The following is a 13,181-nucleotide window of genomic DNA, read 5'->3' as shown; positions in this document are numbered from 1 at the left end:
CGAGTGGATCGGTATAAAGAATGGGGGGCTGGGTAATGAGAAATTATTCAATTGTCTTATTGATATGTATCGGCATATCACATGTCAGTCTGGCCCAGCAAACAGAAGAGATATATGTGATTGCCGATGGTCGCTTGCCATTGGCAGCCACTGATCAAAGTTACTGGCTAAACCATCCAGCTATTCTTCAGTCGAGTAGTCAGTCCAGAGAATACTGGCTCCGGCATAACGCTGTGTATGAAGAAGATTTTCGAATCATGGATAGTGCTCAGGGCAACTTCACCCGATCAGCTAGCGAGCAAACCGCCGTATTATATTTACTGAGCTTATGGCCACGCTGTTGCAGCAATATGGGACTCGCCATCGTTGAAAATCAGCAGCTTGTTCGCAACATCGTATTTGCTGGAGGCACTCATCATTTATTTCCCGTTGTAGATATTAATGATGATGGGCTGGATGAATTAGCACTGGTGAGCAGTTTTGGCATGGGTGGCAGTAATGAAACCAGTTTAAGTGTTATTTCCTTGGCTAACGGCTCAACGATATTAAAAGGCAGATTCCCTCTGGTCCAAGATAACTGTGCAACAATGAGTGAGCATAGTGAACGAAATTCCTTTCGTATTAGTTTTGATAAAACCACTCCAGATCAATTCAGCCTTGAGCAATACCAAACTGGATGTGATGATGTTCAAGACACTGACAAAGTCACCTCGATCAATAGCATTCCAGTAGAAGCCGCCGAAATCAACGAAGACTATATTGATTTACCAATTAACTGACCAACTTATTCCACCACATTATTTGTTTTACAAACGTTCGCTAATACCGCGACAGCCAAATCAATTTGAAAAGTGGGTTCTCGATGTTCTCGCAGAAAATATTGTTGCACTCTATAGGCTTCTTGTTCTTTTTCAATGCGTTGTTCACAGCTCATTTCCGACGGCACTAACTCACCATTTAAGTCCTGCAGATAATGCACCATTTCGTGAATAATAAAGCCTCTGGCACTTTGATCCTGCTCTAATTGCATCCGCTCATCGTAGTAAATAATTTGTGTATCTGTGTCGTAATAGGCTACAGCGGTACAGAATTGATCTTCACATAATGTTTTAACCAATTGTTGATGGCTCACCGCTTCAACCACCGGCAAATCAACAGGCTGTTGATACCCGGTTAACGTAACTGCCCAAACTAACAAACCGTTTATTAGCTCCTGCATGTCTATTGCTCCAATGCTGACAAAGTCATGTGGGATAAAATGCCGAAATTAAAGCGATTCAAAGAGCTCCAGTATCGCTTCCTGATGACTCAGTTTTTGTTGTCTTAAATTACTGTAATTCGCACAAAGTTCACCATAAACAAAACGCCCATTTACGGTTTGAAGTTGAGCTGCAAAATCCTCAAGCATTTGATCTTCGTCTGCTGCAATGCCCATTTCCTGTAATTGGCGGGTGGTTTGCACAGTACGATTGGCTATCACACGAGGTTGTTCATGCACATGGGGCTTAATAGACGATAGAAGTGTCTGGTAATAGTTGGTATCGCGTGTTTTATCAGCACCTGGCTTAGCTTGATAAAGGGTTAACAACCATTGCTCAGGTGGAGTAGGATCGGCAACCGATAACATTTCAACGGGTTTAGCTTCAGGCATTCCTTGCTGTAAATTTTGCGGAACCGGCTTGATAACAGCATATGAAGGTTGTTCATCAAACTCTTGAGACTGTTGCACTTCATTATCTTCACAGCCACTTATTGCCATGAAACTTAAGGAGACAGAAAAGACGATCAATAAACGCTTAATTATTACGCCATGGACTGAGCTTTCCATTAGTCTGCTCCTTTAGTGTTTCACCCTATTAAGTTTGTAAACAATCACCGATTTTTTGCTGATCAAATCATGCTGTGTATTACTGTTGATCTCCGTATCGTTCGTTTACCCCGGCTTCGCTTATAAAGGTCGCTGAAACCAACTCCCAACGCTGCTCAGCATCAAACACCCTGCTACACCCTAATGCCTGAGAAGCGGAGGGTTTTATGGGAAACATAGATCGCCCGCCCTGTCGCACATCATAAAAATAGCGGTCCAGATGCAAGTCAATGATTTGTTTTTCATGCGTATTTTTTACAAAAATCCGTGCACCACCTTTCTTTTCACAATCCTCATCCGCTTCTTCATAGAACTCAATAAAGCGGCTGGCATCGTCTTCGGCTGCCACTAAACTATTGGCTGATAAAAGTATTCCGGCAAAACAAGCAAACAGCGCGACAGACACCGGCTTAATGGACATGAATTTGCTCCTGAGTAATATAAGTTAGACGAATCTACTGCAGACTAGAGGGTAAATTTCAAAGTTTCTCCCGCCCCAACATTGAGGTCATTTTCCCTATAACCTTCAGGAAAACATTGTTGATATTAGCCAATGCTTTACGCAATTCACTGGGTTAACTGAAAGAATAAAATTAAGGCGAAAATTTCAGACATAAAAAAACCTGCCGAAGCAGGTTTTTGAATTTGTGGTGGCTACACCTAGATTCGAACTAGGGACCCCATCATTATGAGTGATGTGCTCTAACCAACTGAGCTATGTAGCCACGAAGCCGAGCATTTTACTTGTCTGGGCAGTAAATATCAACAATTTAGCGATAGGGTTACAACCAATCACTGAATTGAATACCAAAACCAATGCTATTGGTACGGTGATCGTAATCAATCAAACTTTCACCATACCCATTAAACCATTGCACATAACCTCTGAAGTTTTTATACAGAGGAAAGCTCCAGCCCAGTTGCGTTGCACCTTTATTATTACCGCGCAGGTTATTACGTATCATCAGATCAAAGCTGTGGTCACCATATTTATAAACCGAGGTGAAATCGAAATTACCCAAATATTTTTCAATATCCGGATTATCATCCGAACTGCTGCGCTCCGGGATGCGATACCACGGACGGGCGGAGAAATAGAAATCCCCTTTTTCGACAACAAACTCGGCAAACACACGATTCCAGCTTCGGGAAAGCTCTCCACTCTGGCCGTTCGATTGATGATTGATACCCACATTAATCAGAGAGTTCTTGAATCCCAGCAACTCTGTATCATTTGCAAAAGACAGCCATGCTTCAGGTTCATGGTTTGAATCGCGAAATGCTGCCGAGCTATCACTATTGAACATTTGCCAGAAAGAACGGTTGGTATAGGCAATAAACGCATCGGCACGACCATCAAACAACCCACGAACAACGGGCAATTTTAAGCTGATCTGAAATTTGCTTTCCCATGGTTGAAAATCATAGTCACGATCCGGATCCGCTGCATCGAAAGGCGCCTCATTTGCTGAACCTACATTGTTACTGAAGATAAAGTAATTCGGACGATGTGGTAAAAAGGCAAAGGGATTATTTGATTGCGTTTTTTCCAGTACTAAACGGCGTGATAAGGCTGATCCATCTGCCGTTTCAATTGTGCCTTCATTCTCATCAATTGAAATAGCTTCCAGCTGCTCATCATTCATTTCAGAAAGATATGCCGGTTGTTCCTGCTCTTTTTTTTCTGCAGCTATATCAGCAGAACAGATTTCGCGAATATTTCCAACGGTTACACTATCGTCCGATGTAGCCATTTTGGAAAGTATGCATGCATCCATTGCCTGATCTGCATAGGCTACATTGGCGAAAAATGGTGCCAACAGCACCCCGACAAACCATCTTTTCATGACGCTTCCTTTGTTTTCAGAGTGCCTTCTCGAACTTACATGGCAGAGGCAGTATTTGGTCTAAACGTTAAACCTGAAATGCATTACATCGCCGTCTTTGATGACATATTCTTTCCCTTCAAGACGCCATTTTCCGGCATCTTTGGCACCTTGTTCACCATTAAACTGAACAAAATCTTCATAGCCGATAACTTCAGCACGGATAAAGCCTTTTTGGAAATCAGTGTGGATGACGCCAGCACCTTCTGGTGCGGTCGCGCCGACTTCAACAGTCCAGGCACGTACTTCCTTAACACCCGCGGTAAAGTAAGTATGTAATCCAAGTAACTGATAGCCGCTACGAATCACTCGATTCAGACCGGGCTCATCCTGACCAAGTTCCTCAAGAAATTCAGCCTTGTCTTCATCAGCCAGATCGGCAATTTCGGATTCGATCGCTGCACAAATGGCCACCACAATCGCATTCTCTTTTTCAGCCAGTGATTTGACTGCATCCAGAGCCGGATTATTTTCAAAGCCATCTTCAGCAACATTGGCAATATACATCGTGGGTTTAATCGTCAGTAAATGCAAACCTGTTAATAATCCCAGCTGATCTTCATCAAGGTTCATTGCCCTGACAGGTAAGCCTTGATCCAGATGCTCACGAATCTTTACCAGTAAATCCAATCGTGCTTTGGCTGTTTTGTCACCACCTTTGGCATCCTTGGTGGTTTTGGTTATGGCTTTTTCCACCGATTCGAGATCGGCTAATGCCAGTTCGGTATTAATGACTTCAATATCATCCAGTGGTGAGACCTTACCCGAAACATGCACGACGTTTTCATCTTCAAAACAACGTACGACATGTGCGATAGCATCGGTTTCACGAATATTGGCCAGAAATTTATTACCTAACCCCTCACCTTTCGATGCACCGGCCACTAAACCGGCAATATCGACAAATTCCATGGTCGTAGGCAAAACGCGTTGCGGTTTTACAATGGCTGCCAGCTTATCCATCCGCGGATCCGGTACCGGCACGATGCCAACATTCGGCTCGATAGTACAGAACGGGTAGTTTTGTGCTTCGATTCCGGCTTGCGTCAGCGCATTAAATAAAGTGGATTTGCCTACATTAGGTAAACCGACAATACCGCATTTAAATCCCATGAGAAATCCTTAGGGTTTATTTATATAAGAATGATTAAAAATTACTCGCACCTTAAACCGTTGCCTATGCAAATCACAATAAACTGAGTTAAAAAACCAAGCTGTTCTTATTGTGAGTGCAGCCAGTTCATGGCTTTTTCCAGGTTGCCTGAAAGTACTTCAGGTAAAACCCGCAAGCTGTTATCGATACTTGTCAGAATATTTTCCCGATCTGCTGGTGAGGGTTTACTCAGGACATAATCAGCGACTTGCTTGCTATTGCCAGGATGGTCAATGCCAATCCGGCAACGTAAAAATTCTTTACTGCCCAGTTGACTTACGATGTCACGCAAACCATTGTGACCGCCATGGCCGCCGCCACTTTTCAGGCGAACTGTGCCAGCAGGTAAATCCAGTTCATCGTGAATAACAAGAATATTTTCTGTGAGGACTTTATAAAAATTGGCCAGTGCAGCAACAGACTGTCCGCTGCGATTCATAAACGTAAGAGGTTTAATTAGCCAGACTTTATGTTCCGGAGTTGTGTATTGGACCAGTTGACCATGAAATCGGGATTCTGTTTTAAAACTCAGCCCCAAATCCTTAGCCAACTGATCCAACCACCAAAACCCGACGTTATGTCGGGTTTGTTCATATTGGGAACCGGGATTGCCCAGACCGGCGATAATCCAGTTTGTCATAACAGTTCCCGACGACTGAATTACTCTTCAGTCGCTTCCTCATCAGCTTCGGTATCTTCTTCAAGATCCACTTTAGCAACACGTGGCTCATGAATATTAACAACCGCTTGATCGTAAGAAGAACGTTCACCTTCTTCCAGCTGCTCATCCTGTGTATGCGTCAAGGCCGTCAAAGTGACGCCTTTAGGCAGTTTCAGTTCTGATAAATGGATTGCTTCATCCATTGCCAGTTTTGCAACATCAACTTCAATGTATTCCGGCAGATCTTTAGGCAGGCAAGAGATTTCAACCTCTGTCATCAGATGTGAGATCAAACCGCCGGCTTTAACACCAACCGCTTTTTCTTCATTGAGGAAATGCAATGGAATGGTCATTGTCATTGCATGCTTGGCATCAACGCGCAGGAAATCAGCATGAATGATTTTGTTGTCATTGGCTGGGTGGCGTTGCAGATCTTTCAATACAACCTGATTTTTCTTGCCATCAATAACCAATGTCAGAATGTGTGCGTAAAACGCTTCTTCTGCCAAATGGCGAATGAACTGGTTATGGTTAACTGAAATTGAGACTGGTTCTTTTTCAGCGCCATAGACTACTGCTGGTACTTTGCCCGCATGACGTAGGCGGCGGCTCGCACCTTTCCCCTGGTCAGTACGCGCTTCAGCATGTACTTCAAATAAATTTTCCATCTTCTTCTCCAAGACTAAAAAACGGACACGGAGTCCGTTAAATATGCCGTTTTACGGCTTTTCGCCTCCCCCGCGACCAGGTTCAGCACATACAACCAAAAGACTGACTTCTGGTTAATCCATATACAAAGAGCTTACAGACTCTTCATTACTAATTCGGTACATCGCTTCTGCGAGCATTTCCGCAATGCTCAACACGCGGATTTTGTCACATGCGGCCGCCTCGGGCTGCAATGGAATCGTGTCAGTGATGACTAATTCATTTAACAAAGATTTATTAATATTGGACACGGCTGCACCCGACAAAACCGGATGTGTACAGTAAGCAACCACATTGGTCGCACCATGTTCTTTTAACGCGGCTGCCGCAGCACACAAGGTGCCGGCAGTATCGACCATATCATCAACCATTACACAGGTCCGGCCATCAACATCACCAATGATGTTCATCACTTTGGCCACATTGGCGCGTGGGCGACGTTTATCGATAATCGCCAGTTCAACATCCAAATGTTTGGCCAATGCCCGAGCACGTACTACCCCCCCCACATCCGGAGAAACCACGACCAAATCCTGGTATTTATGTTTCCAGATATCCCCCAATAACACCGGGGAGGCATAAACGTTATCTACCGGGCAATCAAAAAAGCCCTGAATCTGATCCGCATGCAAATCGACGGTTAACACCCGATCGGCACCAACGCCAGTCAACATATTCGCTACTACTTTTGCAGTGATAGCAACTCGTGCTGAGCGGGGACGGCGATCCTGACGGGAATAACCAAAATAAGGAACAACCAGAGTAATTCGTTTGGCGGATGCTCGACGGATAGCGTCGGTCATTACCATGAGTTCCATCAGATTATCATTGGTTGGCATGCAGGTAGGCTGGACGATGAAAACGTCTTTACCGCGGACATTATCAAGAATTTCAACCATGATCTCGCCATCACTGAATTTTTCAACGGTGGCTTTACCCAGGCTGATATTCAGAAAATTGGCGATACTTTCTGACAGTTTACGATTAGCATTACCGGTAAAGACCATCATATTGCCGTCTGCGGTACGCTGTTGTAACTGGAGGAGTCGGTTTTGAGTCACTATTGAGATGCCGAGTTCGTTCAATAAACAAAAAGAGTGGCTGGGGTACCAGGATTCGAACCTGGGAATGACGGGATCAAAACCCGTTGCCTTACCGCTTGGCGATACCCCAACTGTTTTTACTCAACTCTATCAATTTGCAGTTACATTCAGACTTCTATCGAAGTCTTTTGCACAAAGACTCAACGGTGATTCGTTGCAGCCTTTGGCAGTAAAAGCATGCCAATGTTCCGGCACATTTTGTAAAACATTTTCAGCCTCAGCGGCTGAATCAAAGCGGGCAAATACACAAGAACCCGTTCCGGTCATTCGTGGAATGGCTGCATATTGTGCCAACCATGCCAGTGCTTGTGCAACTGGTGGATATAATTTTTTTACCACCGATTCGCAAATGTTACTGCCTTCCCCCGCAAGGAAGCCCGCTATTGTGATGGGTTCACAATCGCGTGTCAATTCAGTTGCGGAAAATATTTCTGCTGTAGAGACGGCACAATCGGGAAAGATAACTAAATACCAAGGTTCAGGTGGATCAATCCTGGTAAATATTTCCCCCACCCCCTCAGCCCATGCGGCATGACCGCGGATAAAAACCGGTACATCTGCGCCCAGCTGCAATCCCAGAGCGGCCAACTGGTCCTCAGTTAAACCACATTGCCAGAGTTTGTTCAGCGCAATTAATGTGGTTGCAGCATCTGAACTGCCGCCCCCCAGACCACCACCCATTGGCAGATTTTTTTCAAGTTGAATAATGGCACCCGAGGTGATTTTAGCAGTTGCCTGTAGAAACCTGGCTGCGCGAACAATCAGATTATCCTGATCAGCAATATCTGGCAGATCCGCTTTTAAGCTAATTTGTGCATCATCGGTGACAGTAAATTTTAGCTTGTCTCCCTGATCGAGAAACTGAAATGCCGTCTGCAATTCATGATAACCATCTGATCGCCTGCCGGTGATATGTAAAAACAAATTTATTTTTGCCGGCGCAGGCCACCATTCATTCATTTACCAACTTTCCAGCCATTCATTACCAATCGGATACTTAACTCGGGATGCTCAATGAATATTTTGGCCGGCACATCATTACCTTCCAACGGTACATAATCGATAAACTCAACTTCCCAGCCAGCTTGAGATAGCGTCATCAATCGGCCTTTGTCATCCAGTGTTTTGCCGTCGATCTTAATCGCTGAATACGGTAAGCCTCTCACCCAGTCGCGCAGGGCGCTAACGGGTAGCAACCAACCCATCACTTCTGCCAGAAGCTGCTCAGGAGTAGTAGCAGAATAGGTTTGGCCATCGGAAAACGTCATTGTGACCAGCTCATCGTCACCTTTTAATTCAACGGCTCCCTGAGAAAACGGACCTATCAGACGAATAGTGAAATCATCCTGGTGTTGCTGCCAGGTCACGCCGACATTCCAGCCTTCTTTGTCCTGTCTTATCACTGTCCGGCCACGAAATGACCAGTCGTTTAACTGCTTTAATGATGTTTGATGGTTTTCCCACAGAACTTCTGCAGGGGCGAGTGGTTTTGTTTGCCAGAACGGAGTACAGGCGGTCAGCAAACTGACCGCCAAAATCACCAACAGTTGTTTCATTTGGTCAACCGTTGCAATGTTTCCTGAAGCACTTTGTTTTCAGCATCCAGTTTTGACGCTTCACTCCAGTATTTTCTGGCCTCTGATTTTTTATTCTGCACCCAGAGAACTTCCCCGAGATGCGCCAGGAATTCCACATCAGCCTGAATAGCGACTGCTTCCCGCAAATAATATTCCGCTTTTTCCAAATCACCCATTCGGTAATATACCCAGCCCAGACTATCCAGGTAATACGGATCATTGGGACGCAACTCCAGAGCCTTATTAATCAGCTCTAACGCTTCTTCATGACGGTCAGTGCGATCTGTCAGGGTATAACCCAATGCATTTAAAGCCTGAGAATTATTCGGATCGATTTGCAACATGGTTCGTAAATCGGTTTCCAGCATTTCCAGGTTATCTATCGATTCTGCCACCATGGCTCGGCTGTACAGCAAATCCAGATTGCCCGGATAATTAACCAATGCTTCACTTAACACATTAACAGACTCTTCCGGCATGCCTTGGTCGCGTAAGAAAGCAGACTCAAACAAATAAAAATCAATCGCCTGCTGTGGACGTTCCTGACGCAGTAATTGCAAATGTTTCCGTGCTTTATCAATGTCACCTTGTTCAGCAAGCAGATTGATATAACGGGTTTGCGCCATTTCAAATCGTTGGCTGTCTACAGGTACAGAAGCAAACCACACCAGCGCAGAATCAATATTGTCATTCATTTCTTCTGCAAGGCCCATAAAATAACTGGCCTGGCCTCCGGCATCACCCATTTGTAATAACTGACTGAAAAAGGTCTTGGCGGTTTGTCCATCTTCACGCTCTAACGCCAATAGTCCCAGTGCAAAAATGACGTCCGGATTATCCGGGTTTTCCAGATTCAATTCTTCAAAAACCCGTTTGGCTTTTTCCGATTGACCGCTTTCCCCTAATAATTTGCCATAGGTAAAGCGTAAGGATTCACTGGCCCCTTCCTGCTCTGCCGCTTTGGCAATAAGTTTTAATGCTTCGTCACTTTTGTTGAATGTTTGCAGTAAATCCGCTTTTAATGCCAGATACGCTTCGTTGCGTGGCTCTTCCTCGAGCAATTCATCCACGGTCATTTCGGCAACATCAAATCGCTGGAAATATGCCGCCAGCCGGGCGTAAGTAAAACGTGCTGCCGGATCGTCATTTTTATAGATATCCAATTCCAGAATGGTCTGTAAACCTCTTTCCGGATCGCCTTTTTCACTTAAATTGGCAGCCAGACTTTCCAGATATCTTTCTTTATTTTCCGGCTCCAGAGCAAATGCCTTGTTCATGTTTTTAACCACTTCAGGGTAGTTATCTTCCATTAACAAAAACGGCACCCGCATCACATAGACTTCGGCTTCGTCCGGTGAAACTTCCTGCCAGCGAGTCAATGCCCGATTGATGCGTTTGGGATCCCGGGAAAAAGTAGATATTCGCGCGGAACGACCTGCCAGATTGGGCGAGTCGGTTATTTCTGCTGCCTGATTGTATAAATCCACCGCGATGTCCAGTTGTCCGCGTTGCCCGGCAATTTCAGCGGCAAGTACGTAATAAACCAGTTCCGGCGTAAGTGGCAAATCCATTGCAGGTTGCGCAGTATCGACCACTTCAGGTTTGTTTAAGTCAATCTGTTGCAGTGTAGCGCTTTCGTCTGATTGCTGAGCAGTAGCAGCGCATCCAAACAGTAAAATAGGTATCATCAACCAAGTTGCCGAAGCGGCAAACTGTTTGGAATGACAGTGTAACTGTTGCAATAAATCCATAATTCAACGACCTGACTGATTGAGTTTGATAGAATGGCGAATTAGTCTTATCCAGACCGAAATATCAGACAACTTAGCTGAAGGCTGTAAAGTTTAACAGCATACAACACGACTCCTTAATTATGCATCTTGTCACTTACGGCATTAATCACACAACCGCTCCGGTTGCTGTGCGCGAGAAGCTTAGCTTTGATGCTGATAAATTACCTTTGGCTTTAGCGTCACTGATGTTAAATGACAGCGTCATTGAAGCAGTCATTGTATCAACCTGCAATCGCACCGAAATATACTGTCACCTGGACGAGGATTATGACAATAGCGTCCTGTTATGGTTGCATAACTTTCAGCAACAGGATGCCACTGCGTTACAGTCCTACCTTTATCACTATGAAGGTGCGGATGCAGTCAGGCATTTATTTCGTGTCGCCAGTGGTCTGGATTCGTTAGTGTTAGGTGAGCCGCAGATTCTCGGTCAGCTAAAAACAGCTTACACTCAGGCCCTGAATGCAAAAGCGCTGGGAAAATCATTAGGTCGTCTGTTCCAGCATGCCTTTGCCGTTGCCAAACAAGTACGCACGGATACCGCCATTGGTAACAGTCCGGTTTCAGTCGCCTTCGCTGCTGTCAGTCTGGCAAAGCAGATTTTCAGTAATCTGGCGGAATCAACCGCGTTATTAATCGGTGCCGGAGAAACCATTGAACTGGTGGCACGTCACTTATTTGATAATGGCATTAAACGTTTGATTATCGCTAACCGTACCGTTGAAAGAGCACATATGCTGGCAACGTCGGTGAATGGCTACGCCATCAGTTTAAGTGAAATCCCGGCCCACCTTGCTGAAGCCGATATCGTGATCAGCTCGACCGCCAGTCAATTACCTATTTTAGGAAAAGGGACTGTCGAAAGCGCGTTGAAACAACGCAAACGGCGGCCCATTTTTATGGTGGATATTGCCGTGCCCCGTGATATTGAAGCCGAAGTCGGCCAGCTGGAAGATATCTATCTTTATACCGTTGATGATCTGCACGACATTATTGAAGAGAATTTACAGTCCCGCCGTGACGCCGCCAAGCAGGCTGAGGAAATTATTGATACTCAGGCCGATCATTTTGCCGGCTGGATGCGGAGTCAGGATGCTGTTCCGGTGATCAGAGCGATACGTGATCAGGGACAAATGCTGAGCACCCAGGCTGTTGATAAAGCGTTACGCCAGCTGGAACAGGGCATGAGTGCCGAAATAGTCATGACCGAACTGGCCCGCACATTAACCAACAAACTATTACACGAACCCAGTAGACAACTGCGACAATCGGCATTTGAATCAGATGAAAATAATCCCATGATTGATGCTGCCCGTCGTTTATTTAATATTAAGGATTGATCTGTGAAAGATTCCATCAGGCATAAACTTGAAGCCTTAGTTGATCGCCATGAAGAGATCAGTGGCCTGCTTTCCGATCCGGAAACCATGGCCAATCAGAATAAATTTCGCACCTTATCGCAGGAATATGCGCAGCTAGAGCCTGTTGTAAAACACTTTGGCATGTATTTGCAGACATTAAGTGATTTGAAAGATGCTCAGACAATGCTGCAGGAAAAAGATCCTGAGCTGCGTGAAATGGCCAGAGAAGAGTTAGCCATCGCTGAGGAAAAACAGGAACAGCTGGCGATTGACTTGCAAAAACTGCTGTTACCTAAAGATCCCAATGATCAACGTAATATCTTTCTCGAGGTTCGTGCTGGCACCGGCGGTGATGAAGCCGCCATTTTTTCCGGTGATTTGTTCCGTATGTACACCCGCTACGCAGAGTCCCGCCGCTGGCAGGTCGAAATACTCAACGCTCAGGAAGGTGAACATGGCGGATATAAAGAAATTATCGCCCGTATTGTCGGCGAGGGAGCCTATTCACGGCTGAAGTTTGAATCCGGCGCGCATCGTGTGCAACGGGTTCCGGAAACCGAATCGCAGGGCCGTATTCATACCTCAGCCTGCACAGTAGCTATTTTGCCGGAAGCCGATGAAATCGATCAGATTGAAATCAACCCTGCTGATATCAAAATGGATACGTTCCGTTCCTCCGGTGCCGGTGGTCAGCACGTTAACACCACTGATTCAGCCGTACGTATTACCCATATTCCAACAGGCATTATTGTTGAGTGCCAGGAAGAACGTTCACAACATAAAAACCGCGCCAAAGCGATGTCGGTTTTACAGTCGCGCATCATGGCTGCCAAGGAAGAAAAACAAGCATCAGAGCAGGCGGAAACCCGGCGGTTATTAGTGGGCAGTGGCGATCGCAGTGAACGCATCCGTACCTATAACTACCCTCAGGGGCGTATTACCGATCATCGGATCAATCTGACGCTGTATAAACTGGATGAAGTCATGTCGGGTCAGCTGGATCAGGTAATTGATCCATTAATCAGCGAATATCAGGCCGATCAGTTGGCGTTACTCTCGAAAGACTCCTAAG

The 13,181-nt window shown here is 45.4% G+C and carries 14 protein-coding genes and 2 tRNA genes; 3 read left to right on the top strand and 13 right to left on the bottom strand.

Annotation, left to right across the window (positions count from 1 at the left end):
- Positions 1 to 35 precede the first annotated feature (35 nt).
- Positions 36 to 779 (top strand): hypothetical protein, encoded by a 744-nt coding sequence (locus tag B2337_RS00215; protein ID WP_292414878.1) that lies wholly within the window; start codon positions 36 to 38, stop codon positions 777 to 779.
- 5 nt (positions 780 to 784) lie between these two features.
- On the opposite strand, the gene B2337_RS00210 is transcribed toward B2337_RS00215, so the two are convergent.
- The 13 genes from B2337_RS00210 to B2337_RS00150 form a co-directional block, all read right to left on the bottom strand.
- Positions 785 to 1,219: a hypothetical protein gene (locus B2337_RS00210; RefSeq protein ID WP_292414876.1), complete on the bottom strand. Its 435-nt coding sequence runs from the start codon at positions 1,217 to 1,219 to the stop codon at positions 785 to 787.
- A gap of 48 nt (positions 1,220 to 1,267) precedes the next feature.
- Positions 1,268 to 1,828, bottom strand: coding sequence for a hypothetical protein (locus B2337_RS00205; protein WP_292414874.1), 561 nt, complete (start codon positions 1,826 to 1,828; stop codon positions 1,268 to 1,270).
- Positions 1,829 to 1,907: 79 nt separating this feature from the next.
- A complete protein-coding gene (locus B2337_RS00200) occupies positions 1,908 to 2,288 on the bottom strand; it encodes a hypothetical protein (protein ID WP_292360673.1) in 381 nt (126 codons plus the stop codon).
- A 227-nt stretch (positions 2,289 to 2,515) separates the two neighbouring features.
- Positions 2,516 to 2,592 (bottom strand) — tRNA-Met (locus tag B2337_RS00195).
- A gap of 57 nt (positions 2,593 to 2,649) precedes the next feature.
- The gene (locus B2337_RS00190; protein ID WP_292360675.1) at positions 2,650 to 3,714 is read right to left on the bottom strand and encodes a phospholipase A; all 1,065 of its coding nucleotides are present in this window, start codon (positions 3,712 to 3,714) and stop codon (positions 2,650 to 2,652) included.
- Between the two features lie 60 nt (positions 3,715 to 3,774).
- On the bottom strand, positions 3,775 to 4,866 hold the full coding sequence (ychF, locus tag B2337_RS00185; protein ID WP_292360677.1) for a redox-regulated ATPase YchF: 1,092 nt from the start codon (positions 4,864 to 4,866) through the stop codon (positions 3,775 to 3,777).
- Positions 4,867 to 4,973: 107 nt separating this feature from the next.
- Positions 4,974 to 5,546: an aminoacyl-tRNA hydrolase gene (gene pth / locus B2337_RS00180; protein WP_292414872.1), complete on the bottom strand. Its 573-nt coding sequence runs from the start codon at positions 5,544 to 5,546 to the stop codon at positions 4,974 to 4,976.
- A gap of 20 nt (positions 5,547 to 5,566) precedes the next feature.
- Complete coding sequence (locus B2337_RS00175; RefSeq protein WP_292360681.1) at positions 5,567 to 6,235, bottom strand: 50S ribosomal protein L25/general stress protein Ctc; 669 nt, start codon at positions 6,233 to 6,235, stop codon at positions 5,567 to 5,569.
- Between the two features lie 114 nt (positions 6,236 to 6,349).
- Entirely contained in the window at positions 6,350 to 7,285 is a 936-nt protein-coding gene (locus B2337_RS00170; RefSeq protein ID WP_292361027.1) for a ribose-phosphate diphosphokinase, read from the bottom strand.
- An 88-nt stretch (positions 7,286 to 7,373) separates the two neighbouring features.
- Positions 7,374 to 7,448 (bottom strand) — tRNA-Gln (locus B2337_RS00165).
- 20 nt (positions 7,449 to 7,468) lie between these two features.
- Complete coding sequence (gene ispE, locus B2337_RS00160; protein WP_292360683.1) at positions 7,469 to 8,338, bottom strand: 4-(cytidine 5'-diphospho)-2-C-methyl-D-erythritol kinase; 870 nt, start codon at positions 8,336 to 8,338, stop codon at positions 7,469 to 7,471.
- Positions 8,335 to 8,934 carry a lipoprotein insertase outer membrane protein LolB gene (gene lolB, locus B2337_RS00155; RefSeq protein ID WP_292414870.1) on the bottom strand — a complete coding sequence of 200 codons (600 nt, stop codon included), beginning with the start codon at positions 8,932 to 8,934 and terminating at the stop codon, positions 8,335 to 8,337. The genes ispE and lolB overlap by 4 nt, the downstream gene beginning before the upstream one ends.
- Complete coding sequence (locus B2337_RS00150) at positions 8,931 to 10,706, bottom strand: tetratricopeptide repeat protein (RefSeq protein WP_292414868.1); 1,776 nt, start codon at positions 10,704 to 10,706, stop codon at positions 8,931 to 8,933. The genes lolB and B2337_RS00150 overlap by 4 nt, the downstream gene beginning before the upstream one ends.
- Positions 10,707 to 10,828: 122 nt before the next feature.
- Between B2337_RS00150 and hemA the strand changes: the two genes are divergently transcribed.
- The gene (gene hemA, locus B2337_RS00145) at positions 10,829 to 12,088 is read left to right on the top strand and encodes a glutamyl-tRNA reductase (RefSeq protein ID WP_292360689.1); all 1,260 of its coding nucleotides are present in this window, start codon (positions 10,829 to 10,831) and stop codon (positions 12,086 to 12,088) included.
- Between the two features lie 3 nt (positions 12,089 to 12,091).
- A complete protein-coding gene (prfA, locus tag B2337_RS00140; protein WP_292360690.1) occupies positions 12,092 to 13,180 on the top strand; it encodes a peptide chain release factor 1 in 1,089 nt (362 codons plus the stop codon).
- Position 13,181: the final 1 nt, after the last annotated feature.

The organism is Methylophaga sp. UBA3192, from assembly GCA_002363955.1.
Taxonomy (GTDB): Bacteria; Pseudomonadota; Gammaproteobacteria; order Nitrosococcales; family Methylophagaceae; genus Methylophaga.
Note: the sequence above shows the minus strand (reverse complement) of the source record. Positions and strands in the feature narration are given on the sequence as shown.